The organism is Hyunsoonleella pacifica, assembly GCF_004310335.1.
Classification (GTDB): Bacteria; Bacteroidota; Bacteroidia; order Flavobacteriales; family Flavobacteriaceae; genus Jejuia; species Jejuia pacifica.
Genome location: NZ_SIRS01000003.1, coordinates 595327 through 622161, shown reverse-complemented (window position 1 = coordinate 622161; position 26835 = coordinate 595327). Strand labels below are relative to the sequence as shown.

The 26835-nt window shown below is 32.2% G+C and carries 25 protein-coding genes; 4 read left to right on the top strand and 21 right to left on the bottom strand.

The features are described 5' to 3' along the window. Positions 1 to 13: 13 nt before the first annotated feature. The 11 genes from EYD46_RS08870 to EYD46_RS08820 are packed head-to-tail and all read right to left on the bottom strand — an operon-like array spanning position 14 to position 11012. A complete protein-coding gene (locus EYD46_RS08870; protein ID WP_130936714.1) occupies positions 14 to 955 on the bottom strand; it encodes a Gfo/Idh/MocA family protein in 942 nt (313 codons plus the stop codon). Beyond that, the gene (locus EYD46_RS08865; protein WP_130936713.1) at positions 952 to 2046 is read right to left on the bottom strand and encodes a DegT/DnrJ/EryC1/StrS family aminotransferase; all 1095 of its coding nucleotides are present in this window, start codon (positions 2044 to 2046) and stop codon (positions 952 to 954) included. Before EYD46_RS08865 ends, EYD46_RS08870 begins: the two co-directional genes overlap by 4 nt. A 4-nt stretch (positions 2047 to 2050) precedes the next feature. Next, a complete protein-coding gene (locus tag EYD46_RS08860; RefSeq protein ID WP_130936712.1) occupies positions 2051 to 2629 on the bottom strand; it encodes an acyltransferase in 579 nt (192 codons plus the stop codon). Continuing rightward, complete coding sequence (rfbD, locus tag EYD46_RS08855) at positions 2622 to 3428, bottom strand: dTDP-4-dehydrorhamnose reductase (protein ID WP_130936711.1); 807 nt, start codon at positions 3426 to 3428, stop codon at positions 2622 to 2624. The genes EYD46_RS08860 and rfbD overlap by 8 nt, the downstream gene beginning before the upstream one ends. Continuing rightward, the gene (rfbC, locus tag EYD46_RS08850) at positions 3428 to 3973 is read right to left on the bottom strand and encodes a dTDP-4-dehydrorhamnose 3,5-epimerase (protein WP_130936710.1); all 546 of its coding nucleotides are present in this window, start codon (positions 3971 to 3973) and stop codon (positions 3428 to 3430) included. Before rfbC ends, rfbD begins: the two co-directional genes overlap by 1 nt. Before the next feature lie 9 nt (positions 3974 to 3982). Continuing rightward, on the bottom strand, positions 3983 to 4840 hold the full coding sequence (gene rfbA / locus EYD46_RS08845) for a glucose-1-phosphate thymidylyltransferase RfbA (protein WP_130936709.1): 858 nt from the start codon (positions 4838 to 4840) through the stop codon (positions 3983 to 3985). Beyond that, positions 4840 to 5847, bottom strand: a complete 1008-nt coding sequence (gene rfbB, locus EYD46_RS08840) for a dTDP-glucose 4,6-dehydratase (RefSeq protein ID WP_130936708.1) — start codon at positions 5845 to 5847, stop codon at positions 4840 to 4842. The genes rfbA and rfbB overlap by 1 nt, the downstream gene beginning before the upstream one ends. Before the next feature lie 8 nt (positions 5848 to 5855). Next, positions 5856 to 6923 carry a hypothetical protein gene (locus tag EYD46_RS08835; RefSeq protein ID WP_130936707.1) on the bottom strand — a complete coding sequence of 356 codons (1068 nt, stop codon included), beginning with the start codon at positions 6921 to 6923 and terminating at the stop codon, positions 5856 to 5858. Further along, positions 6916 to 8619: a DUF6909 family protein gene (locus EYD46_RS08830; protein WP_130936706.1), complete on the bottom strand. Its 1704-nt coding sequence runs from the start codon at positions 8617 to 8619 to the stop codon at positions 6916 to 6918. The genes EYD46_RS08835 and EYD46_RS08830 overlap by 8 nt, the downstream gene beginning before the upstream one ends. A 29-nt stretch (positions 8620 to 8648) precedes the next feature. Then, on the bottom strand, positions 8649 to 10148 hold the full coding sequence (locus tag EYD46_RS08825; protein WP_130936705.1) for a GH3 auxin-responsive promoter family protein: 1500 nt from the start codon (positions 10146 to 10148) through the stop codon (positions 8649 to 8651). Then, a complete protein-coding gene (locus tag EYD46_RS08820; RefSeq protein WP_130936704.1) occupies positions 10149 to 11012 on the bottom strand; it encodes a M23 family metallopeptidase in 864 nt (287 codons plus the stop codon). It abuts the gene before it with no gap. A gap of 126 nt (positions 11013 to 11138) precedes the next feature. Here EYD46_RS08820 and tatA point away from each other — a divergent pair, with 126 nt between their 5' ends. Then, complete coding sequence (gene tatA, locus EYD46_RS08815; protein ID WP_130936703.1) at positions 11139 to 11321, top strand: twin-arginine translocase TatA/TatE family subunit; 183 nt, start codon at positions 11139 to 11141, stop codon at positions 11319 to 11321. A gap of 86 nt (positions 11322 to 11407) precedes the next feature. Here the strand turns inward: tatA and EYD46_RS08810 are convergent, their stop codons facing one another. From EYD46_RS08810 to EYD46_RS08800, 3 genes are all read right to left on the bottom strand, one after another. Next, on the bottom strand, positions 11408 to 12385 hold the full coding sequence (locus EYD46_RS08810) for a DUF4837 family protein (RefSeq protein ID WP_130936702.1): 978 nt from the start codon (positions 12383 to 12385) through the stop codon (positions 11408 to 11410). Between the two features lie 20 nt (positions 12386 to 12405). Beyond that, positions 12406 to 13968, bottom strand: coding sequence for a LysM peptidoglycan-binding domain-containing protein (locus tag EYD46_RS08805; RefSeq protein WP_130936701.1), 1563 nt, complete (start codon positions 13966 to 13968; stop codon positions 12406 to 12408). Between the two features lie 183 nt (positions 13969 to 14151). Beyond that, a complete protein-coding gene (locus EYD46_RS08800; RefSeq protein WP_130936700.1) occupies positions 14152 to 15339 on the bottom strand; it encodes a phosphoglycerate kinase in 1188 nt (395 codons plus the stop codon). A 247-nt stretch (positions 15340 to 15586) separates the two neighbouring features. On the opposite strand from EYD46_RS08800, the gene EYD46_RS08795 reads away from it, so the two are divergent. Beyond that, positions 15587 to 16465, top strand: a complete 879-nt coding sequence (locus EYD46_RS08795; protein WP_130936699.1) for a hypothetical protein — start codon at positions 15587 to 15589, stop codon at positions 16463 to 16465. A 328-nt stretch (positions 16466 to 16793) separates the two neighbouring features. After that, positions 16794 to 17948 carry a DNA polymerase III subunit gene (locus EYD46_RS08790; protein ID WP_130936792.1) on the top strand — a complete coding sequence of 385 codons (1155 nt, stop codon included), beginning with the start codon at positions 16794 to 16796 and terminating at the stop codon, positions 17946 to 17948. Here the strand turns inward: EYD46_RS08790 and EYD46_RS08785 are convergent. From EYD46_RS08785 to EYD46_RS08755, 7 genes are all read right to left on the bottom strand, one after another. Then, positions 17945 to 18616 carry a hypothetical protein gene (locus EYD46_RS08785; protein ID WP_130936698.1) on the bottom strand — a complete coding sequence of 224 codons (672 nt, stop codon included), beginning with the start codon at positions 18614 to 18616 and terminating at the stop codon, positions 17945 to 17947. The genes EYD46_RS08790 and EYD46_RS08785 overlap by 4 nt on opposite strands. 15 nt (positions 18617 to 18631) lie before the next feature. Beyond that, a complete protein-coding gene (locus EYD46_RS08780; protein ID WP_130936697.1) occupies positions 18632 to 19720 on the bottom strand; it encodes a hypothetical protein in 1089 nt (362 codons plus the stop codon). Then, entirely contained in the window at positions 19701 to 20243 is a 543-nt protein-coding gene (locus EYD46_RS08775) for a hypothetical protein (RefSeq protein ID WP_130936696.1), read from the bottom strand. The genes EYD46_RS08780 and EYD46_RS08775 overlap by 20 nt, the downstream gene beginning before the upstream one ends. A 5-nt stretch (positions 20244 to 20248) precedes the next feature. Beyond that, positions 20249 to 20788 (bottom strand): RNA polymerase sigma factor, encoded by a 540-nt coding sequence (locus tag EYD46_RS08770; protein WP_130936695.1) that lies wholly within the window; start codon positions 20786 to 20788, stop codon positions 20249 to 20251. Positions 20789 to 20896: 108 nt separating this feature from the next. Next, positions 20897 to 21550, bottom strand: a complete 654-nt coding sequence (locus EYD46_RS08765; RefSeq protein WP_130936694.1) for a head GIN domain-containing protein — start codon at positions 21548 to 21550, stop codon at positions 20897 to 20899. Positions 21551 to 21730: 180 nt separating this feature from the next. Further along, positions 21731 to 22576 carry a DUF4249 domain-containing protein gene (locus EYD46_RS08760; protein ID WP_130936693.1) on the bottom strand — a complete coding sequence of 282 codons (846 nt, stop codon included), beginning with the start codon at positions 22574 to 22576 and terminating at the stop codon, positions 21731 to 21733. Between the two features lie 35 nt (positions 22577 to 22611). Beyond that, positions 22612 to 24987, bottom strand: a complete 2376-nt coding sequence (locus tag EYD46_RS08755) for a TonB-dependent receptor (protein WP_130936692.1) — start codon at positions 24985 to 24987, stop codon at positions 22612 to 22614. A gap of 231 nt (positions 24988 to 25218) precedes the next feature. Between EYD46_RS08755 and EYD46_RS08750 the strand changes: the two genes are divergently transcribed. Next, positions 25219 to 26670 carry a vWA domain-containing protein gene (locus EYD46_RS08750; RefSeq protein ID WP_130936691.1) on the top strand — a complete coding sequence of 484 codons (1452 nt, stop codon included), beginning with the start codon at positions 25219 to 25221 and terminating at the stop codon, positions 26668 to 26670. Positions 26671 to 26835: the final 165 nt, after the last annotated feature.

Here is a 26835-nt window from a genome sequence, read left to right as displayed (position 1 = left end):
AAATAATTTCTAGTTATTTTTTAGCAAAAGTGTGATAGTCTCCTTTTAATCCTAATGGTGTTGAATTTCTAATATCGTGAACAATTTGAATAGCAGTTCTTGCTGCATTTAAACCATAACCCTTACCATTAATAATATCTTTATATACCATTGTATGTAAATCTGTAAACCCTCCACTAAATTCCAATTCGTCTCCATCAATTGTAATAGATCTAAATGTGGTTTGTTCTTTTTTCTGAATATCTGTGGGTAAATATTTTGAATTTATAGATAAGAACCATCTAACTCTAGCGTTTTCAAATTCTAAATATCCTGCCGCTCTATCTTCTTCGTGTACATGAACTATGTTTTGTTGGATTTCTCCAAAAATCCAAGATAGCATATCGTAGAAATGCACTCCTATATTTGTAGCAATTCCTCCTGATTTACTTTTATTACCTTTCCAAGACGTATGGTACCAATGACCTCTTGAAGTAAGATAAGTCAAATCTACTTCGAATTTTTTTTTATTTTGAGAGTTTTTAACTTTTTCTTTAAGAGCTATTATTGATGGATGCACTCTTAATTGTAAAATATTATAAACTTTCTTTCCTGTTTTTTCTTCTACTTTTTGAAGTTTATCTATATTCCAAGGATTTAAAACTAAAGGTTTTTCACAGATAGCATCTGCACCACTTCTTAATGCAAATCTAATATGGGCATCGTGTAAATAGTTTGGAGAACAAATACTTACATAATCTAAATATAATTGCTGCTCATACTTCAATTTTTCTATATGTCTATCGAATCTCTCAAACTCAACAAAAAAATCAGCTTTTGGGAAATAAGAATCTATAACCCCTACACTATCATTTTTATCATATGCTGCTAATAGTGTGTTTTTAGTGTCTTTGATAGCTTTCATGTGTCTAGGAGCTATATAACCAGCAGCTCCTATCAGGGCAAAGTTTTTCATATTGCTTTTTTCAAATTTTCGCTTATATATTCTATTTCTTCTTCAGTTATGTAGGGATTCATAGGTAAACTTATAATTTCATTTGATATCAATTCAGAAACGGGGAAGCTATTTTTATTATATCCTAAATATTCAAAACATTCTTGTAAATGAAGAGGTTTAGGGTAATGTATTGCCGTTGGAATTCCTTTTTCTTTTAACTTTGATTGAACTTCATCTCTATTCCCAATTCTAATAGAATATTGAGCCCAAACTGAAGTATATCCAGCTTGAACTATTGGTGTCTCTATAAAACCTTTGAGCTTTTGTGTATAAAGATTAGCTGCCTTTTGCCTACGAAAAATATCATTTTCATAATACTTTAGCTTCTCATTTAAGACAGAAGCTTGTATGGTGTCTAAACGCCCTCCAATACCTATATATTTATGATAATATCTTCTAGTTTGACCATGTATTCTCAAACTTTTAATCTTATCTGCTAATTCTTCATTACTCGTAAAAACAGCGCCTCCATCACCAAAACAACCTAGAGGTTTAGCTGGAAAGAAAGAGGTACAACCTAGAGTGGAAAGATTACAACTTTTTTTTCCTTTGTACGTAGCACCAAAGGATTGAGCTGCATCCTCAATAACTGGTATATTATACTTTTTTCCTAAAGCATTAATTTTATCGATATCTGCTGTTTGCCCAAAAATAGAAACTGGTATAATTGCTTTAGTTCTTTCAGTAATTTTTTCTTCAATTAAATTAGCATTTATATTATAATTCCTATTATTGATATCTACAAAAACTGGTGTTGCTCCTAAAAAAGCAATTGTTTCTGCAGTAGCAATAAAAGTAAAGGGAGTTGTTATAATTTCATCACCTGGTTTTATGTTTATTGCCATCATAGCAAGTAATAAAGCATCTGTACCTGATGAACAACTAATTGCATATTTGGCTCCTGTATATTTTTCTAAACCCAACTCTAAATCATTTACTTTTTTTCCCATAATAAAAGCTGAAGATTCTATAACAGTAGCTATAGCATCATCAATTCCTTTTTTATGCTCAAGATATGACTTTGTTAAATTAGCAAAATCTATATTCATATTTTTATTTTACTCTTAAGACTTTAGCATCTTCTAATTTATACTCTTGGTAGCTTTCGGGGCAAATTGCAATACCTTTATTGAAATTTAATTTATGTCCATATTCACTAACCCAACCTATTTGTTTCGCTGGATTTCCAACAACTAAAGCATAAGCTTTTACTGGCTTTGTAACAACTGCTCCAGCTCCAATCAAAGCATATTTTCCAATGCTATTTCCACAGACAATTGTAGCATTAGCTCCTATAGACGCTCCCTTTTGAACTATTGTTTTAGTATATTGACCTCTTCTATTAATAGCACTTCTTGGGTTAATTACATTGGTAAAAACCATGGAAGGACCTAAAAAAACATCATCCTCACATACAACTCCGGTATAAATGGAAACATTATTTTGAATTTTGACATTTTTTCCTAAAAGTACTTGCGGGGAAACAACAACATTTTGACCTATATTACATTTTTCTCCTATAATACAATTAGACATTATGTGTGAGAAATGCCAAATCTTAGTTTCCAACCCAATACTACAATTACTATCGATAATTGCTGTTTCATGCGCATAGTATAATTTCTTATTCATACTTCATAACTATATTATCCATTTTTAAAACAGAATACTTTGGTCTTCTTGCAAAAGTAATATATTTATTAGCCTTAATAAGTTTAATTTTATTAAGATATTCATTTTCTTTTAAAATGTTTTTGGCAAAATCATACCAAGTCATTACTTTCCCATCACAAAAATGATGAACTCCATAATTATTTCTATTATCTTTAATTAATTCAAAAATATAATTAGAAAGGTTTGTAGTATCTGTAGGACAACCTATTTGTTCGTCAGTAATTGATAACTTATTTTCTTTTTGAATTTTTTCTAATATTGTTCTGTAAAAATTTTTACCATATTTTTTACTATACAACCATGATGTCCTTATAATTAGATACTTGTTTAGAATATTTTGGACATATTCTTCTCCCTTTAATTTAGATTTCCCATATTCGTTAATAGGATTAGTTTTATCATTAGTCTCGTACGGAAGTTTTTTTTCGCCATCAAATACATAATCTGTAGAAATATGTATTAAAATTATATTTTTTTTATGACATATATCCGCTAAATTTCTAGTACCATCTGCATTAACTCTAAATGCTATTTCAGGTGTTTTTTCAGCCTGATCTACATTGGTATAAGCTGCACAATTAATACAATAATGAAAAAAGTTGATACTAAAGAAAGTTATAAGTTTATCTATGTCCGTAATATCCAATTGTTCTTTGGTAACAAACGTGAATTCAATTTGGTATTCATTCTTTTGAAATAACTCTTTAAAAGTTTTTCCTAATTGACCATTAGCCCCTGTAACTAAAACTTTTTTCATTAATTGAACAAACTTTCAAATGTTTGCAAACTCTTATCTTTTTCAGATATAATCATCTTTTCTTCTGGAAAATTCCAATTAATATTTAATGCTTTATCATTAAATATTATACCTGATTCAGCGAACTTCGCATAACTATTATCACATTTATACATAACAATGGTATTATTTTCTAATACTAAAAATCCATGTGCAAATCCCCTAGGGATATATAGTTGCTTCCTTTCTAAACTATCCAGGTATATTGAAAAGTGTTTTCCAAAAGTTTCTGATTCGTGTCGAAGATCCACACAAATATCTAAGATTCTCCCTTTTATAACTTGAACTAATTTTGCTTGAGAGTGAATGCCTGTTTGAAAATGCAAACCTCTTAAAACACCTTTTAATGATTGAGATACATTATCTTGAACAAAATCTACATCTATTCCTGTTAACTCTTTAAATATTTTTCGATTGAAGCTTTCATGAAAACAACCTCTTTTGTCTTCAAAAACATTGGGAGTAATCACATAACATCCACTTAAATAGACTTCTTCAACTTTCATTTTTATTTGTTATATTAATTGTTGAAGATATTGCCCATAACCACTTTTAAGCAATGATTTAGACAATTTATCTAATTGATTTTTATCAATAAAGCCCATTTTATATACTTCTTCTTCTATACAACCTATTTTTTGCCCTTGCCTTTCTTCTATTACTTGAACAAACTGAGATGCCTGCATTAAAGATTCAAATGTTCCAGTATCTAACCATGCAGTCCCTTTATCCAAGATTTGGACATTCAATTTTTCTTTTTTTAAATAAGCTTTATTAATATCTGTTATTTCTAATTCTCCTCTATGGCTTGGTTTTATATTTTTCGCTATTTCCACTACTGTATTATCATAAAAATATACTCCTGGAACCGCATAGTTTGACTTTGGATTTGAAGGTTTTTCTTCAATGGAAATTACCTTGTTATCTTCATTAAACTTAACTACTCCATATCGTTTAGGATTTTGTACATGATAGGCAAAAATAATACTACCATTAGGGTTAAGACATCCTTTAAGTGTTTTACTTAATCCTGAGCCATAAAATATATTATCCCCCAAAATTAATGCTACACTATCTTTACCAATAAAGTCTTCTCCAATTAAAAAAGCTTCAGCTAGACCATTAGGTTGTTCTTGAACAGCATACTCAAAATTACAACCATAATTACTTCCATTACCCAATAAGTCCTTAAATTTTTCCACATCCCTTAACGTGGTTATAATTAAAATTTCATTTATTCCTGCAGATATAAGTGTTGTTAAAGGATAATATATCATTGGCTTATCATAAATAGGCATAAGTTGCTTACTGACAACTTTTGTTAAAGGGTACAAACGTGATCCTGAGCCCCCTGCCAAAATAATACCCTTCATTAGTTTTTATATTTTTTTATATACCAATTTATGGTTTTCTTTAATCCAGTCTGAAAGTTTTCTTTAGCTTTCCATCCTAATTGATTTTTTATTTTAGACTCATCAATTGCATACCTAAAATCATGTCCAAGCCTGTCTTCTACAAAGATTATTTGGTCCTTATATGATGTTTTTTTAGGAGCAAGTTCATCTAAAATAGAACAAATGGTACTTGCAATATACATGTTATTGTGCTCATTATTACCACCAATATTGTATGTTTCTCCAGAAACACCCTTATTAAAAACTAAATCAATCCCAAAACAATGATCTTTAACATATAACCAGTCCCTAATATTCTGACCATCTCCATAAATTGGAATATTCTCTCCATTCAAGGCTTTCCTAATAACAGTTGGTATTAATTTTTCGTCATGCTGTCTTGGTCCGTAGTTATTAGAGCAATTAGTAGTGACTACATTCATATTATAAGTTTTAAAATAACTTCTTACTAGAAAATCAGACGATGCTTTTGAAGCACTGTATGGACTATTGGGTGCATACGATGTTTCTTCAGTAAACAATCCTTTTTTGCCTAGAGAGCCATAAACTTCATCAGTAGATATATGATGAAATCTTGAGTTTATGTGCTGTGTCTTTATTTCATTTGAACTCTTCATCCAATGATTCCTTGCTGCATTTAACAAATTAAAAGTTCCGTTAATATTAGTATGAATAAAATCATTAGGATTATCTATAGAATTATCGACATGAGATTCAGCAGCAAAATGTATGACACCTTTAAAGCTATACTTGACAAACAACTCATTGATTAAATCTTTATCACAAATATCTCCATGAATAAACCTATATCTTGGATTGGTTTCAACACCGTCTAAATTATTTAAATTACCTGCGTAAGTCAATTTATCAATATTTACTATTTTAACAGAGTAGTACTTTGACAAATAATATTTAATGAAATTAGACCCAATAAAACCCGCTCCTCCTGTTATAAGAATAGTCATTTAATATATTATTTCCCACTTTGTTTGTCTAAAAACTTTCCAAGACCTATAACACTAAAAATTAATAATAAAATTGAGAATAGCACTATCGGAAGTAAATATTTCATCTTATCATGCCATTCACTTATATCATATCCAGACTCTGGAAAATCTGCAATTACATTTATTATTGTGTTTTTAGTAACTAAAATACTATCTATTTTCCTTCTTTGATTTTCATAGCTCAATCTTTGTTTTATTATTTTAGACTCATCTACAATTAGATTAGTGGACTCTGCATTCCCCATATATAAATTTGTCCCAGAATTTGGAATTGCTGCCTTTTGAGATTCTTTTATTCTGATATCCAAATATTGACCTACAAGAGAATCAGTTATTTGAATTTGTTTCTGTAGTATTTGATCTTTTTTATTTAGGATAGCTTTATTAGATTCAAGAAGTTTATTCAAGTAAGCATTTCTAGAAATCTGTTCAACAAAGTTTTTTTCTATCTTCTTGTAAACTACCCTATCTGTTGCTGCGACTCCTATTTGGTGTACTTTAAAGTTAAATGGTGTTAGTGATTCTTTGTATTTCTTGTAAGACATATCTAAACGAGATATGGAGTCCAATTGCAGATAGAAATCTGAATACATCTTAGCCATTGTATTCTCGTCTAAGTCTGGTTTTATATAAAACCCTTTTAGTCTTGAAGCTTCTTTTATGGTTATATTTAACCTATTTGCCAGTTCTAAACTATCTTTATCAATTGTTAGCTGATTGAACTGATGAATATTTTCATATACTTGACGTGTAGAGCCAAAATTAGTTTCAACAAATAAGTTAGCCCCATAAAGTTTATCAGATTCTTGATCAAGAAAATAACCTGTTACTAAACCTATTGATATGGATGCAATGTACCATAATTTTCTTCTGTGAAAGTGAACTAGTAATATTATTACAAAATTAAATGCTTCTCTAAAGACACCTGTAATAAACTTAAATAATCTATCAAATAAATTCCCAATCATCTTAAACAATTGCCCTAAATCTACTTCTTCAGACTGTTGTGGCTGTTGTGGCAAATCCTTACTCATTTTTACTTTTATTTAGTATTTGTTCTAAAATTGTTCTTGTTATTACATATGTAGGTCTTACTCCTGAGGTTCCTAACCCTCCTGAAGCAAGTGTACTTCCTGTTTTTAACGGATTATCACTTGCATAATACGCATACCTTACTTTTACATCTTCTCTTATACTCCCCCTTACTTTTGATGCAGCTTGAATGGCTTTTTGATAATGTGCACCTTCCATTTCTAATCCTATAACACTCCAGGTCGATTCAAAAAAGAACTTCAAAATATCTTTGTTTTGAAGGGATGTTCCTAAAACTGTTATCATTGCCCCTTCACATACATCTACACCTTTACATTCTAAATCTTCTTTTTTTAACTCATTTTTAAATGGATAATTATCAGCAGTTCCTTCAAAAATATGTGCTGAAGGTACCATTATATCTCCCTTATCTCCTTCTAAAATGCCTGCTTTACCCATAATAGAGATAGATTCTACATTTAAATAAATTTTTTCTTTTTTATAATTGAAAGGTTTAAGTAATTCATCTATAGTTTCATAAGCCTGCTCTCCAAAAGCATAATCCATGACTAATATAACGGGTTTTTTCGACTTTAGATAAATTTCATCTACTTTAATATCTAACTTGGAAGTATCTATTTTTTCAGTATCGAATATTTGGACATCAATGTTTGCACCTGACATATCATCAATGTACAGCATTTCTCCTTTTAATGCTGCTCGTTCTACTTTGCTTCTAAGTTCTGTATTAGCACTGTTACTTAATTCTTTATAGACCTCAAAAACATCTTGTTTTTCTACAAGCGACTTTAATGCACTCGGAGCAAAAAGTGTATTCATTACACTATGCATATTTGCACTTATCACATGTATTGGTCTTTCAAGAAGTTTATGCTTGTACAATACACTCTTTATGGTATTTGCCCAAATCTCACCATGTATATGATGTCCTATTTCTTCTCGTAGTACTGGGCTAAATTTTACCTCGCGCTTATCATTACTAATTTGCTCTTTAATAGCTAATTTCCCTAACCAATACACAATATGTAATAAACGTTCTGGCTGAGTAGGAATTGCAAATGCATTATATATTTTGCTTATCTCACTAAATGTTCTTCCTAAAATATTTGCGGCATGAGTAATAGCAACTTCTCTCTGTTTTTGAGTTAATTTTTTAGTGGTTTTTACTACATTTTCTAGCTTAATCCAATCCCTTGTGGTTTTACCACTATCATCAATTAGTGCTTTGTTACTGATTTTATGGGATTCAATGAACAAAAACGTTAAGTGTGTTAAAATATCATATATCTCAGAACGCCCTCTGGTAATTTCAATATTCATTTGTTCCTCATCTATCCTGTAACAATTTCGGCGACGTTTTTCTGGGATTATAGGCTTAAAATGAGAGTTAGAGTAACCTTCATCACTAGTAAGATTTATTACAGAGCATTCTTCTATTCCACGAGGGAGACGATCAATCACATATAATAGACCGTTTAATTCTACTTTTTCTTCAGCTACAGAACCATAAATTTCAGGACGTAATAAAAGCAAAGATTGTCTTAAAGTTTCTCCAGAAATCCCCATAGGTTTGTAAAACCCACGATTAAACAAGTGACGCATGGTAATATACATGCGTTCTATAGCATTAGAACTCTCTTGAGCTCTTGTTCGTTTGAGGCGTTTGGTTCGTTTCATTTTGTTTAAAAAACGCTACAAATGTACTATTATTTTTCAATGAAACCAGAAAGTGAATCTGCAATATTTCTATCATTTGATAGCCTAGGTATTTTATTCTGCCCGCCTAGTTTCCCTAAGGACTTCATGTATTTTTTAAAACCATTTTTCTTTACTCTTGAAATTTTTAATGGTTGTAGCACTTTGCCTTCTATCAAGTCAAAATAATAGGTGTTTTGATTCTGTAAAGATTGATCTATCCTCGAAGCTAAAGCATTTATATCCTTTGGTTCTTTCTCAAACTCAATAAACCATTCATGATATGGCAGTCCTTTTTCTGGGTTAATTTGTGGTGCTACTGTAAATTCTGAAATCTGTATATCTTCTCCTTCAGAAGCTTCCTGTATAGCTTGTTCTACTTCTTTGCCTATTACATGTTCACCAAATGCTGAAATAAAATGTTTTATTCTTCCAGACACTATAACTCTATAAGGTTTGGTAGATGTAAATTGAACGGTATCTCCAATATTATATGCCCACAATCCAGCATTTGTTGAAATTATCATCACGTAATTTATACCTACTTCTACATCTTTAATTGTGATACGTTTTGGATGCTCTTCAAAAAACTCTTCTGCTTTTATAAACTCATAAAATATGCCTGAGTTTAATTGTAGTAGCATTCCCTTCTCACTCTGTTTGTCTTGAAATGCAAAAAACCCTTCACTGGCTGGATATAGCTCTATGCTATCTACTTTGCGGCCTATTAAACTTTCAAATTTTGCTCTATAGGGTTCATAATTTACGCCTCCAAAAATGAACAAATTGAAATTCTTAAAAATATCTCCAACCTTTTGTCCTGTTTTTTGCTGTAGCCTCTCAAAATACATTTGAACCCAAGATGGTATTCCAGAAATGATAGTCATATCTTCTTTTAGTGTTTCCTCGACTATAGTGTCCACTTTAGTTTCCCAATCTTCTATACAATTTGTCTCCCAAGAGGGCATACGGTTTTTTTGTAAATAGTTTGGTACATAGTGCGCAACTATACCTGATAGTCTCCCCAACTGAATACCATTTTGCTCTTTTAAAATAGGGCTTCCTTGAAGAAAAATCATTTTACCATCAACAAACTTGGTCTTACCTGTTTCATTAATGTACATTAAAATAGCATTTCGAGCAGCTTCAACATGGCTTGGCATACTCTCCTTAGTTATAGGTATGTATTTTGCACCTGAAGTCGTCCCTGAAGTTTTTGCAAAGTATATAGGTTTCCCTTTCCAAAGGATATCTGATTTACCTGCTACAACTTCTTCGACATAAGGTTTTAGAGCTTCATAGTCTCTTATTGGTACGTGTTTAACAAAATCTTCGTGAGAATGTATCTCTGAAAAATTATGGTCTTTTGCAAACACAGTATGCGACGCTTCAGAAATTAGTTTTTTAAAAACTTTCTCCTGAGTTTTAATGGGATTATTAGCCCATTTTCTAATTTTTTTATGAATGTATTTTGCAAAAGGTTTGGCTAAAGCAGCTTTAATTGAGCCCATTTATTCGAAATCAATAAAATTAGTTGGATTAATGGGATAACCATCACTCCAAAGTTCAAAATGTAAATGCGGACCTGTTGACAATTCTCCAGTGTTACCCGAGGTAGCAATTACTTCTCCTGCTTTTACTAAATCGCCTTGAGATTTAGTTAAGGTAGCATTATGCTTGTAAACAGAAATTAGTCCATAACTATGCTCTAAAATAATAACATGACCTGTGCTGGCTGTCCACTCTGCAAAAACAACAATACCATCTGCTGTTGCTTTTATTGGTGTGTCCTTCGGCACCACTATATCTACCGCATAATGCTTCTCTTTTATGCTGTATGGTTCACTGATGGTGCCTGTTGCTGGAGGAAAAAGCACAAAATTTGTAACCGATGTGGCCGATTCAAACAAATTATACTTATCTTCTTTTTCTACTTTAGCACGTAATAAGGAATCTTCTTTAGTAGGGTTCAAATCTACCTCACTTACCTCAAGCTTAGTAGCTTCAACAATTGAGTCTCTATTTAACTCTTCTGAGCTAACATCGCCTTTTAAAACTTTTTTAATAGATGCGAAATAGTATTCATTTGCTATCAAAACTTGCTGCAAAGAATCTGTTTTAAAACTTAAATTCGTTGCTTTTTTCTTTAGTGCTGTAGAAGAATAACCAGGAATATACTCTTTTAAAGGCGAGTAAGCTATAAGCAGAATAGTAAATCCAACCAATAAAATACTAGAAAGTGTTACAATCACAAACACGTTTAACCTGGTAAGTTTTAATGATAATCTTTCCTCAAAGGTGTTTTCATTAAGTATGACTAAACGGTACTTGTCAAGTAATTTTCTTTTTATCTTTTTTGGTTTTTTATTTCCCATGTTGCAAGCAAAATTAATTAAATAATTTCAAGGTTTTGGTTTTCTCCTAATAAACACCTAGTATTAATGTTAAAAACGGTTTTATTAAACTTTAATTATTAACTTTGTGTCCTAAATATATTTGTTATGAGTTTTTACACATTACCATTAGTTATCGGCGCTCCACAAATAATCCTAATTGTTGTTGTGGTATTACTGTTATTTGGTGGAAGAAAAATTCCTGAACTAATGCGTGGTTTAGGAAGCGGTATTAAAGAGTTTAAAGATGCCAGTAAAGAGGAAGAACCTAAAAACGATAAAGCAGAATAAGCTTTAAAAACTATATAAAAATAAAAAACCAACACTTGTACGTGTTGGTTTTTTGTTTTCAACTTGGTAAACAGTCTTTAAATACTTTACTTATCAATTTTAATTGATTTAATTATCGCCTCTAATTCAAACATATAGTCGCGTTTTTCAACCGAAGGTGCAAATGCAAATCCTTCAGCTATTATCCAGCGTTTATTTATCTTATCTTCTATGGCATAATTAATATAAGGACCTGCCATAAACGCATTTTTTACTTGCCACATCCCTTTTGTTTCTAAAGTAGGTTTGTTATCTAAAATAGTTTCTCCATGAAACGGTGTGTATGCCATTTCAGTAGACATGTAAGACCCCTCAACCGGTCCTTCAATATACTGTTTACCAATAGAATCTCTTATTACAACTATTTGGTTTATTAAACTATCTTTCTTAATAGCTTCTTCTGGTAATTCATAGAGCATTAAATTAAGTGTTCCTGTATTGATATCTCGTCTAATCCAGAAAAAACTATCATTATTTTTAGCTATTCTATACGCACTTGAATACTCTATTTTTAAACCTAATTTATCTTTAATAACTTGTGTATTAAATAGCGACTTTCTTATAATACGTTGTCTCTGTCTTAGCTCAATATCTCTAAAGGTTTTTATTATTTTGGGCGTATTTTCTTTTAAAACATCTTCAACCTCTTGTTTTGTTTTCCCTGTAATTACAATTACTTTTTGTGGCTGCGCATACACATTATCTCTAAAAGCAATACCAGCAGCTTTTCCCATTTCAATTTTTAAAACAGTACGCGTTCTTGTAATAAAATCAGTAAAAACTTGAGGTGGTATTTGATTGATATTAAATGTAGGCTCATCTTGCGGCAAACCATAAACTGGTGCTGTGAGCACATCTCTTATAGCCTCTCCTAAACGCCCTTTCCAGTTTTCATTATCAATAACAACAGATACGTGGTTAATTCTTCCTTGTGAATCAAAAAGTATTCTTTGATTTTTTGATTTATCGGCTTTACATGATATAAGAACAAATACTAGTACGAGAACGCTTAATACTTTTTTCATTGTTTTTTGATGTTTTGAAGTTATCCCTTGGAAATTTTAAGTTTCATTCCTGGTTTTAATTTACTACCACTAATACCGTTCCAATCTTTAATATTTTGAATAGAAACTCCAGAAAATTTTTGGGCAATACTCCAGAGTGAGTCGCCACTTTTTACAGTGTAAATTGTAATATCTCCTGTAATAGGTTTTGGTTTTATCTTTTTAGTAGCAATTTTTGGTACTGAAACTACAGGTTTTCTGGGATAAATTGATAAACGTTGTCCTATTTTTAGGTTATTATTTCTCAAGCCATTCCAACGTTTAATATCGCTTACTCTAACTCCATAAATTCTAGCTATTTTGCCCAAATAATCTCCAGATTTTACACGATAGCGAATTTTATCATTTGCATTAAAAAACTGTGGCAAAGGTTTTTCTCGCTTCTCCAATTCTTCTTTGGCAAAAGCATAAATTTTGTCTTCATTATGTACAAAAGCACCAATAACATCTGTTGGCAATCGCAATGTGTATTTTTTGCCTTTTATAACAGGAATAATATCTAACTTATAGGACGGATTCAAGAACTGTAATTGTTCAACAGGTGTTCCTGTAACTTCAGACACTTGATCTAGCGTTATCATTTGTTTTATTACTACGGTATCTGTTTCAAAATATACTCGTTCTGGCTTGTAGCGTTTAAATCCGTGCTCCTCTGCATATTCAAAAATATACATGTTGGCTAAAAAAACTGGTAAATATCCTGCTGTTTCTCGAGGTAAATTATGCCGAATATTCCAGTAGTTTTCATAGCCACCTGAACGACGAATGGCTTTAGTGACATTTCCTGGTCCTGAATTATAGGCTGCAAGAGCTAAATCCCAATCTCCAAAAATCTCGTATAGTTTTGCTAAATATTTAGCTGCTGCTTTTGTGGATTTTATGGGATCACTACGTTCATCTACATAACTGCTAACATCTAGTCCGTACATTTTACCTGTGCTAAACATAAATTGCCACAAGCCTGTGGCACCAACCCTAGATTTTGCATTGGGTTTTAAAGCAGATTCTACTATAGCTAAATATTTTATTTCTAGCGGAATGTTTTGATTATCTAATTCCTGCTCAAACATTGGAAAATAGAATGCACTCATGGTCATGAGTTTCTGCAAGTGTTTTCGTCTGTGTTTCAAATAGGATTTTATAACACGCTCTAGAGATGGATTATATGTTACGTTAAAAGGTGTTCTGGCATCTAATTCCTTTAAATGTTTTTTTAACGTATCTGTTGGAAGTTCTGGGTAATCTACTTCCTCAAAACTCATTTCTGTTACTGATTTGTATATGGTATCAAACAAATCGTTGTTATAAAGTTCTTTTCGCCATTTGGCGTCAATTTCTGCTAAATGGTCTATGTCTTTTAGTTTTTTTACTGAAAGACTATCATCTAAAATGGGCTTGATAGAAGTAATGACCTTTTGTTCGACATCTACAAGTGTAGTGTCTCCCACAAGCGTAGTTCTTATTTTAGACGTCGTCTCTGCTGATATTTGGGCAAAAGAAACTCCCGTAACACAGAACAAAAATATAAAAAAGCGAAAAACCATAAGTATCCATTCAATTTAAACGAACGATAATAAGGCTAAAATCGTATTTTTTAGTTGAAATACAAAAATAAGACCTGATAGAGTTTAAAATCTATGAGGCCTTATTATTTTTTAGTTTATGTATAATTTCGTCTTTGCTGCATTTCCTGCTAAAGCATATGGATGTACTTTAAAACTTATATTTTACTTTAAAATAGCAGCAATCCCTGGCAACGTTTTCCCTTCTAAGCTTTCTAACATAGCTCCACCACCTGTACTTACATAACTTACTTTATCTTGAAAACCAAATTGTTTAACAGCAGCTACAGAATCGCCACCACCTACTAATGAAAACGCACCGTTTTTAGTTGCTTCAGCAATGGAGTTCCCTAACTCTATTGTACCATTTGCAAAACTTTCCATTTCAAAAACACCAAGTGGTCCATTCCAAAGAATGGTTTTACTTTCCATTACAACTTTGTGGAACTGCTCGCGAGATTTTGGTCCTGCATCTACTCCTTCCCATCCATCAGGAATAGCATTGATATCACAAATTTGTGTATTGGCATCGTTACTAAAATCATCAGCCGCAATGGTATCTACTGGTATATGTATTTGTACATTTTTAGCTTTGGCTTGCTCTAAAATTTCTAAAGCTAATGGCATTTTATCGTCCTCACAAATAGAGTTCCCTATGCTTCCTCCTTGTGCTTTTACAAAGGTAAATGCCATACCTCCTCCAATAATTAAATGGTCTACTTTATCTAAAATATTTTCAATAATTGTAATTTTAGAAGATACTTTAGCCCCACCAAGAATGGCCAAAACAGGTTTTTCTCCTGTTTCCATTACTTTTTTAATGCTATCTATTTCTTGGGCTAGTAAATTACCAAAGCACTTTTTACCTTCAAAAAATTGGGCTACTATGGTTGTAGATGCATGTGTTCTATGCGCTGTACCAAAGGCATCATTTACATAAATATCGCCAAGTTTTGATAATTTTTCAGCAAAGCCTTCATCGCCTGCGGTTTCTTCTTTGTAGTACCTTAAGTTTTCTAATAATAAAATTTCTCCTGGTTGTAAGCTTGCAGCAGCGGCCTCAACATCTTCGCCAATGCAATCTGATACAAATTTTACACCTACACCTAAAACATCCTCTACTTTAGATACAATATGCTTTAATGAAAACTCTTCTTGAAATCCTTTTGGACGCCCTAAATGCGACATTAAAATACAACTCCCACCATCTTCTAAAATTTTAATAATGGTTGGTTTTGCCGATACAATTCTTGTAGCATCTGTTACCTCAAAATTTTCGTTTAGTGGTACATTAAAATCTACACGGATAAGTGCCTTTTTATTTTCGAAATTAAAATCGTTTAGCGTCTTCATTTATATTGTTTTATATCAAATTAGAACACAAATGTAGGCAATTAAATAGCTTTAAAAAATGACTTTTTTCACGAAAACGTTTGAAGTGAAACAAAATTTCATGAAGATTAAATGTCTTTGCGGAAATGAGGCTTCGCTTATTGACTTTGTAGAAAATTTCGTCTATCTTCGTTTAACGTCGGATATAAGTCATTAAAACGACGCATATCCGGAAAAGTTGGCAGTAATTAAACGAAAGTCATAAACAATGAACGTATTAGCAGATAAGAAATTAACTGATTTTTTTGAAAATTACCATTTATACTCAAAAATAGAATTGTTTGATACTTTCGTAACTGGATTTAAATTCAATTTTTCCAATTACTTTAGTAAGAAAGCTTACAAGTTTTACTGTCCGAATGAAAAGGATTATCACACATTCCAAATTGAAGAAAATTGGGGAAATTCATATGAAATTCACGAAAACAATGTTCCAGATTATTATCTAGATAAGGAAAGAAAAGTGAATTTTTCATTTCATCTTTCTGGAGTTTGTCAATCTTGCGGTTTTAAGATGGATTTCTTAATTAATATGTTTTCGCAAAAAGAGATTAAAAAGGACATTAAGTTTCCTGCTCTTTACATAAGAAAGATTGGCCAATTTCCTGCTGTTGAAAGAAATCCAGAAAAAGAAGTATTAGATTATTTGAGTGATGAAGATAAAGACAATTATCGAAAAGCGCTTTCCAATCTCTCTTTAAGCTATGGGATTGGCGCATTTGCATATTTCAGAAGAATAATCGAAAATGAAATTAAACATATAGTTAAGGATTTATCTGAACTTGATTTTGACGGTTCTGAGCAGATTAAAACTGCTTGGAATGAATATGAAAAAAGTCATCAAATGTCAAATTTGATTGATAACATAAATCCATATATTCCAAAATCATTAAAGGAAATTGGTGATAACCCAATCAAGTTATTGCATAGCCAATTATCTGGTGGAATTCACGTTTATTCAGAAGAAACCTGTTTAGAAAAAGCAAAACAAATTGACATATTACTACGATATGTAATTAAAAAAGTAAGCTCTGAAAAATATGAATTGTCAAATGTAAGACAAGCTATGAATAAATTAAAAGAATAATAACTACTGCCAACAACGTGTATAGCTCATTGCGGTTGAATTCCTAATCGGAATTCAACGCTTATTTGCTATCTTTGGGCTATGGCGGAAAGAATCCTGCGGATTTTTCCGCAACAAGCCATACACCGAGACGTTAAACGAACCTCTCCAAAAAAACAAAAAGTTTATAGTGAAATAAATGCCATAGCAAACACACCCGCATTAGGGATTGCAGAGGAAAGCCCACAGCGACCCCGCAGGTGGGAGCGAGGACTTGTAACGTAAAGCCCGACCCGACCTTAGGAGGGGAATGCCCAAATATTTTAAAAAATTGGTTTACTTTTGTGCGATGCTGTTTCAGGATATTTTAGGGCAAGAGCACATAAAGGCACACTTAACGCAAAGTGCCGATAACGGGCGTATACCGCATGCGCAATTGTTTGTTGGCCCTGAGGGTAGCGGCACCTTACCTATGGCTATTGCTTATGCGCAATATATTTTGTGTGGCAACAGTAATGGCGAAAACACTTCGGGTAACGATGCGTGTAACATAAAGTTTAACAACGTTTCGCATCCCGATTTACATTTTGCGTTTCCGGTAACAACTAGCAGTAAAGTAAAGAGCAAACCTGTAAGTAATTTTTATCTGGAAGAATGGCGACAACTTTTAAATGAACAGCCCTACGGCAATTTATTTGATTGGTACAAACTGCTTGGGGTGGATAATAAACAGGGGCAAATTGGTGTAGATGAGGCGCATGAGATTGTAAAATCCTTGACTTTAAAATCTTATGAGGGTGGCCATAAAGTGATGTTGATTTGGATGGCTGAAAAAATGAATATTGCTTGTGCCAATAAGCTGTTAAAACTGATTGAGGAACCGCCCAATAAAACCATTTTTTTACTGATTGCTGAAGAAGAGGAACAGATTATTAACACGATTCGCTCGCGATGCCAAATTTTACATTTTCCGCCTTTGGCCGAAGAAGTAATTAAAAATGCTATTATTAAAAATTACAATTTAGAGGCCTCAGTTGCTACAAAAATTGCGCATCAGGCTAATGGTAATTACAATAAGGCTTGCGATTTAGTGTACCATGATTCTGAGGACACACAGTTTGAAACGTGGTTTATTTTTTGGATACGTAGTGCTTTTAAGGCTAAAGGTAACAAAGCTGCTATTCACGATTTAATTTCGTGGAGTGATGATATTGCCAAAACAGGACGCGAAACGCAAAAACAGTTTTTAAATTTTTGTTTGGACTTTTTCCGGCAGGCGCTTTTATTGAATTACAATGCTACTGATTTGGTGTATTTTGAGCCTAAAACAGACAAATTTAAACTAGAAAATTTTGCACCTTTTGTGCATGGTAACAATATTATGGATATTAGCAACGAACTGCAGGATGCTATTTACCATATTGAACGCAATGGCAATTCTAAAATTATTTTAACTGATTTGTCTATTAAATTAACGCGGTTATTGCATAAAAAAGCGGGCTAAAAATTATCTTTTACCTTCTTTTTTCTCCCCATATTAAAGATGCCTAGTTTTAGTCCTACTCCAACAGAAAATCCGTTAAGGTTTCCACTATCATAAGGTGGTAAATTATAATCGCTTGTAAATCTGTAGCGTATTCCTGTTTCTAATTGCGTAAACCTTGAAAAGTTATAGAGAATATTGATGCCTGGCTCTACAATAAAAAATTCATCAAAATCTTCTTCTTTTATATCTTCGTATTCATCTGTAAAACTATTGCCAAAATACCCCACTGCACCACCACCAACTAACACTGGAAAAGAGACACTTATAAAACGCTTACCAAACAAAATGGGTTCTAGATGTAAACCTACATATCCACCTAAAAGTGCTACTTTATCTCCGTTAAACAAATCTGGCCTATCATTGGGTCTTTCATTAAAAAAACCTGTAATGCCTATGCCTACTTCCATTTTTTGATTGGCAACATAAGCCAATTTTAAATTTACAAACGCCGTTTCTTTTTCGCCTCTAGTATCTAATTGTGCATAATGGACATTAAAACCCAAATACACACCGTGTACCACATTTTTTCTATCGTCAAATTCTACATATTCGTTAGATTCTTTTTTTTGTGCGAAACTGGAATATGTTGTTATTAAAACAAATAGTATTGTAATTATCCTGTTCATTGTTTTGATTGATTTTTAAAGTTCTTTAAATATGATAATGCCTTTGTACCCAGTGAGGTCAAAAATACCTTGATTACCATCGCCGTAAGTGGCTCTTATTTGTCTTATCTTATTTTTTTCATCTAATACCTTACTATTAATGTCTTTCATTGTTTTAGGTATTCTAAGTACGCCTTGCTCCAATTCTGCACTAAAATTAAAATTAGTTTTAGAGATATTTACATATACTTCTGATGATTTTTGATGTAAGTTTACTATGGGTGCATTTGTACTAAACTGCTTTAAGCGCAACTCTGCAAGGTTTAAGCTTAAATTCACTTTAGAGATTATATTCGTTAGTGTTACTTGCGAATATTTTACAGTGCCGTGAATATTATTAATGGTACTTATTTCTATATCATCTTTATTGGAATTGATATCTAATTCTCCTATGTCTTCTAAGCTTATTGTTGCCCCATCTGAATCTAATTTTAAGGTTTCTGCTTTCTCAAAAGAAATGGTTGCATCTTTTGCAGTAATATTTGTTTTATTTAAAGTATTAGCTCTTAGCTTTCCATACTTTATGGCTAGTTTAGATTCTAACAAATCATCAGTAATTCTAAGATCGCCGTGTTCTACATCGGCTATTAATTTCCCGTTCCAATCTAAAATTATAATATCGCCATACTTGTTATACACCTCAACCGCAGCTTGCTTTGGAAGATAAATGGTGTAATTGATATCTGAATTGGCTTTTTCACTATTTAATGGGCTTATTTTTTTAATGTATTTATTAAAAAATGAAGGGTTCTTCTCTGTAATTACGGTTTTTACAACTACTTGTGATGTTGTGGTTATAAAATCAGGATTTATGCGTTTTAAAAGGTCTTTAGCTTTTTCTAAGTTTTTCCCTTTTACTTCTACAGAAATCTCAAACCTAATAGAATCTTTATCCCAACCATTGATAAACACATTACCATACTTGTTTTCTAAATACAAGCTACCATTATTGGTAAGCGAAAACGTTTTTTTTATGTCCTTACTCAATTTATCTTGCCCAAATACCACACTTGAAAATAGCATGATAGCAAGAAAAAATGATATTTTATAGTGTAATTGCTTCATCTTCAAAATCGGTTTTTACTGGATAAGATCGTTCTAATAAATCCTCCATAAGTTTAATCTTCTTTCTGTAATTACTAATTATAGCTTCAATAATTTTTTCATTGTTGATGCCTAATTTCAGTTCTTCTTTTAGTTTATTGTATTCTTCATCTAAATCATCAATTAATAACAAGAAATCTTCTTGATCTTCTTTTGATAAATTAAGGTTATTCTTAATTAATGCTACTTGATTATCTACTAGTAATTTATAGTGGTTATCAATATCATACAGTTCTTGATTTACAATTTGTTGTTCTGGATCTTGCCCACCAGACTGCAAGAAAAAGAAGGTGCAACCAATTAATAGCACAATACTTGCCGCTACTCTAAAAGTAGTTTTCTTCCATAACGGAATAACCTTAACCGCTTTTTCAGGTAGTTCTGAAACAATGTCTCCCCAAAGCCTTAGTTTATCAACTTCGTCTAAATCGAAATCATCAAATTTGGCTTGATGCTTACTGGTGTATTTTTTTAAATTGTCCATTGGCTTCAATTCATTAATGCTATTAATTTCTTTTTTGCTCTATGATATTGAGATTTGGAGGTTGAGGTGCTTATCCCTAAAATTTCTCCTATCTCAACGTGATCGTATCCTTCAATTAAATATAAATTGATTATGGTCTGGTAGCCCTCTGGGAGCTGCTTTATTGCTGTTTTTATCGTATCAACATTTAAATATTCTTCGTTAATTTCTTCTTCTTGTTGTTCTGGAATCCAATCATCGTAATCATCCATGGCGACTAAGGGCACACGTTTTAATTTTAAATGATTAATACTTTTATTTATAACTATACGCTTTAACCAAGAACCAAAAGTGCTTTCATACCTAAAACTGTTCAAATTTTTAAAAGCATCTACAAAGCTTTCCTGTAAAATATCTTCGGCATCTTCTTTAGATTTTACCATTCTTACACATACATTAAACATAGCGTTTACGTAAAGCGAATACAGTTTGTATTGCGTTTTTCGGTCGCCCAGTTTGCTCTTCTCAACAAGATCTTTATGTGTAAAAACTACTTGGTTTGTCACCGCGTTTTGGTTGTGAAATCGGTTTTGGATTTAGTTTCTATTTTTTAAAGACAATAGAAATTTTAAATGGTTGCACAAAAGTTACAATTTATTTAATATCAGCATCTTTTAATTTGAATTTATTATTGCGCCATCGCTACTTGTAGATACATTTACCGATGGATTTCCTTTATAAAATATTATGCCATCACTACTTACTGAACCTGATAAAGCATCAGTACAGGTTATAGAAACTGTTGCATCTGAAGAACAATTTATATTACATGTTTTAGTTTCAAAATCAAACCCTTCTATTCTTGCATCACTACTGGCATCGATATTCATACTATTTGCGGTTCCAGAAAGCGTTATAAAAGCATCGCTTGAAACATTTAATCTAAAAGAATCTAGATTTTCAAATCCGGAAAGGGTTCCAAAACTATCTGCAGACATTCTTAAGCTGCTAATCGTTGGTATTACAATTTCTATTCGTAATACGTCTAGCCTTCTTATGTTGCCTGTTAGTCTAGCTGTAAGCTTTCCGTTGTTAACTCTCGTGGTTACGTTATCTTGAATATTATCACTAGTAGTTACTTTTACAGATTGTGATGGGCCTTGTTTAACAACTACTTCTATATCACTAGATATGTCTATTTCATTAAAATCAGACAGTACTCTTTCCTCTGTTACAATATTGTTTGATGCTTTTATATCGTCAATAGAACATGACGTTAAAGTGATACAAAATGTAAAAACGAAGTAAAATAAATAATGTGTTTTCATAATATATTGTTTTTAAAATAGATTCTAATTTTTGTTAATTGTAAGAAGTAATTGTACGAGCCTTTATGTGATTCTACACCCCGAAAACTATCGGGATGGAATCACTCTATCAAAAAAAATCAAACCAACATTCGCTTTAATTCTCTTTAAAGCACACTTTGTAATAATTATAATTACTTGTTACTGAAATGTGTATGTAGCTACATCAAACTCTGATAACCTGAAGTAGCCTAATGGATAATTTTCTGGTGTATTTATATTGATACAATTTCCTTTGAGTTTTGCAGGTACTGCACTAAACGGGTCTCCAGCACTATCATACTGCTCTATTAAAAGACTAATGTAATTATCATACTGTTCTGAGATGCCATATAAAGTGAATCTAACAGTATCTCCAGGATTAAATTCAGCTTGGTCATCATCATCTTCTCTTTCTTTTTCAAAAAAAGTATTTAATTCATTGCCGTTTACAAATTCATCTGGATAGTCCTCAAAAATTGGGAAAAGAATGCCTTCTTCCATAAACTTTATGAGATAGAAATTCTCTTCATCGGCTGGGTCATCCCAAAAAACAGAAACATCTAAAACTTCATCATCAAACCCTCCTTCAATAGATTGCTCTACGCGTTTTATTGGAGATACAGATTTTAATGTTTCTGTAGCGCGATACGTTTCGTTATTGTATTCTATTTCAAGTGTGTAACTATCATTTATTACTGGAATAAAATTGGAAATTGTATAAGTGCCATCATTTTGGTCTGCAAAAGTGTATTCAACATTGCTATTGTTGTTTGTTACTTTCACTAAAGCACCTGTTACTGCAGAGTTTACAGTATTTTCAAAATAAGGTGTAGATGTACTTAGTTTTATAGTTTGATTGTTGCCTGTAGTACCTTTTTGCCAATCTAATGATGCTTCAATAACTAGTCTTGGAGTGGCTGTTGGAACGTCAACATCTATAACATCTTCACAAGATGTGAGTCCAACCAAAAGCAATGCGAAAATTAGTGTTATATAAGATTTCATAAGTATATGTTTAATACCCTTTATAGAGTTATGATTTAAAATTTGAAGTTGTACGTAATTGATGGTATAATGCCAAAAATAGCTGTTCGTGTTGCTTCATTCGCTGCTGTGTCATCATTTTGACCAAACCTTATTGAAGCTGCATTTTTACGGTTGTAGGCGTTGTAAATACCAAACACCCACTCGCCTTTCCATTTTCTATTCAAATTCTTTTTTGGTGTATATGTTGCAGATACATCTAATCGATGATATGCTGGTAATCTACTAGCGTTTCTATCTGAAAAACTAGCTATTGATAAACCTTCGTATGAGTATTGCCCATCAGGATATGTTACGGGACGCCCTGTTTGGTATACTGCATTAGCACTAAAACGCCATCTGTCATTTAGTTTGTATGCTCCGGTTATTGATACATCATGTGTTCTATCAAAAGGTGTGTTATACCATTTGCCATCGTTTATACCTAATCCACCTGCAATTCCTCCAGGAGTTCTTTGTTCGGATTTTGATAATGTGTATGCTAACCATCCTGTAAAACGTCCTTTGTTTTTTCTTAGTAAAAACTCTAATCCATAGGCTCTAGCCTCCCCGTTTAAAATTTCAGTTTCTATTGTATTTGTTCCTATCAAATCGGAACCATCAACATAATCTATTCTATTATCTACAGTCTTATAGTAGGCTTCTACTTCAAAAGAAAATATATTATCCTTTAAATTTTTATAATACCCTACTGCATATTGATTAGATTTTTGGGGCTTAATATATTTTCCACTAGGTGTCCAAACATCAACTGGTGTTACAGCAGTAGTGTTAGATAATAGATGCATATATTGCGTTGATCTAGTATAGCTTGCCTTTACAGAAGAAGAACTGTTTAGTTGATAAGATAATCCAAAACGAGGCTCAAAATTATCATAGGTTTCTATACTTTCACTTTTCTTAAAAAAGGTTTCTCCTGTTTCTTCTCCATCTTGATAAACACCTAATGTTTCATTATACACTACTGGCATATCGTTTACGTAATTCATAATATTTTGTCCACCAAGTCTATTAAATCTGCTGTACCGTAAACCGTAATTTAAAGTAAGTTTATCAGAAATTTGATGTTCTGCACTGGCGTAAATACCACTTTCTAAGGCTCGCTTTTGTTCTAATTTTAAATAATTAACAGGAGAACCTTCTGTGGTTGGTTTTACCTCTCCTGGATTTAAATTGTGAAGAATACCACTAATACCAAAATCAACTTTTAATTTATCATTTAAATAGTATCCAAAATCATATTTAATATTGTAATTTTTAATGTCTGCTATCCAATCTAGCTCAACAAAATCTAGCACAATACGGTAATCATACTTACTATATATTAGAGATAAATTTGAAAACAACTTATCATTAAATACATGATTCCACCTTAAATTTCCAGAGGCATTTCCATAGTTAGTTTTAATCACATTGGATAAATCGAAAACATCGCGACCAAAATATCCTGAGAGGAATAATCTGTTGTTTTTATTTACAGTATAATTGGTCTTTAAATTAAGGTCGTAGAAGGATATTTTATCATCTTTTACTTCCGGAATAGCTTTCATAAGTAAATGCGCATAAGAAGATCTACCTGCTATTAAAAAGGATCCCTTGTCTCCAAATAATGGCGCTTCCGCAGTAAGTCTACTAGAAATTAAACCAATACCTCCATTCAACTCAAACTGCTTACTGTTACCATCTTTTTGATGTACATCTAAAACTGAAGATACTCGCCCTCCAAACTTTGCAGGAATATCGCCTTTATATAGTTTTACATTCTTTATGGCATCATTATTAAATACAGAGAAGAAACCGAAAAAGTGAGATGTATTATAAATTATAGCTTCGTCTAGTAACACCAAATTTTGGTCTACAGCACCACCTCTTACATTAAAGCCGGCTGTTCCTTCTCCAGAATTTGTAACTCCAGGAAGCATTTGAATAGATTTTATTACATCTACTTCTCCCAATACCGCTGGTATTTGTTTTATGGTAGACGCGTTTAATTTTGACACACTCATTTGCGGCTTTTTAATACTGATGCGTTCTGGTTCTTCTGCAGTTATCATTACTTCATCCAGCTGATTTGTTGCTTCGGTAAGTTCAAAATCTAGTACCTGATCTTCGTTTAGAGTAATTTCTTTTGAAACCTCCTCGTAACCCATGTAAGACACAACGAGTGTGTAATTGCCTTCTATAACGGTAAGCGAATAAAAGCCATATGTGTTAGTAACGGCTCCATTAGTTGTGCCTTTTAAAAAAACAGTAGCTCCAAGTAGTGTTTCTCCATTTTTGGAATCTTTAACTGTACCGCGAATACTGAATGTGTTTTGTGCGGTTGCAGCTATACCTAAAAATAAGCATAGTCCTAATAATTTAATTTTCATTTGATCTGTTCGTTTTTTACTGAAATTAATTCAGTGATTTATGATTGATATTAGTATTGACAGATCAAAATATAAAGGGTTGCATTTTGATTTAATTTTTTAAAAATAAATGTGTTCGCATGCAATTGTAATTACGAATTTCATTAAGTAATTAACGCAACCATTTCTTACAATCTACATCTAAAAGACATATTGCAATTCACTTTTATTAAAATTTAAAACAACCACGCTATGAAAAATTTTTATGTAATTCTATCCTTTTTATCTCTATTATTAATCGCTGTTGCATGTTCTCCTTTAGACAGTACTGCTTTTAATGACATTTCGGCGTATAACCCTGAACCAATAGTTCAAGAAAACTATAAAGACCATGGAGAAAACCCATTTATTAATACAAGTGAAGCTCCCATATCTACATTTTCGGTTGATGCAGATGGTGGTTCTTATGCCAACATGAGGCGCTTTTTAAATTTAGGACAAACACCTCCTGTGGCTTCTGTAAGAATAGAAGAATATATTAACTACTTTACCTTTGATTACCCAGAACCACAAGGCAATGATAATGTTGGCTTAAATTCTGAAGTTTCAGTTTGCCCATGGAATACAGATCACCACTTGATACGCATAGGTATGAAAGGTAAAACCATTCCAGAATCAGAACTTCCAAATTCTAATTATGTCTTTTTAATTGATGTTTCTGGCTCTATGAGCTCTCCAGACAAATTAGGTGTTTTAAAGTCAGGATTCAAAACCTTAACAGATAACCTTAGAGATGATGACAGAATTGCTATTGTTACCTACGCAGGAAGTGCAGGTGTATTATTACCATCAACCTCTGGGAGTGAAAAAGATAAAATAAAACAAGCCATAGAACAACTTGGTGCTGGAGGAAGTACGGCAGGAGCTGAGGGTATTATTACCGCCTATAAAATAGCAGAAGAACACTTTATTACTGATGGTAACAATAGAGTTATTTTAGGATCTGATGGCGATTTTAATGTTGGCCCATCCTCTACTGAAGCACTTGTAGAACTTATAGAAGAAAAACGAAAAACTGGTATTTATCTCACTGTACTTGGTGTTGGGGGCGGAAATCTAAACGATTATGGTATGGAGCAAATTGCTAATAAAGGTAATGGTAATTACGAGTATATTGATAATGCCAAACAGATTCAAAAGGTTTTTACTTATGAACTAGGAAAGCTATATACTGTGGCTAAAGATTCTAAAATTCAAATTACGTTTAATGAAAACAAAGTATCATCTTATCGCTTAATTGGGTACGAAAATAGAGCTTTAGATAATGAAGATTTTGAGGATGACACCGAGGATGCAGGCGAAATTGGTTCGTCCCAAACCATTACTGCACTTTACGAAGTGGTTCTGAACAATAGTAATACTGATGAGCTATATGCTACTTTTGATTTTAGGTATAAAAAACCTAATACCGAGGTTAGTATTCCTTTAACACATAAAATAAATAGCCCTATTCCCAGTGTCTCATCTGTAAATATGAAATTTGCTACTGCTGTTACTGGGTTTGGTTTACTTATGAAGAATTCAGAATACCAAGGAAACGTTTCAAAACAAATGGTAATTGACTTAGCTAGTGGTGGTGCTAGCTTTGATCCTAATGGATTTAGACAGGAATTTATAGAACTTGTTACAAATTGGAGTAACTAAAAAAGCTAATTAATGAGCGTTTTATTCTTGATTTTCTAATTATCATGCTATTCCGAATACTATTGAAACACATTTAATTGCAAGTATATTTCGTAGTAACTGAGGAGCAATCTCATCAATTTATATATAGTTAAAAAAGAACCCTGAATAAACACATGTATATTC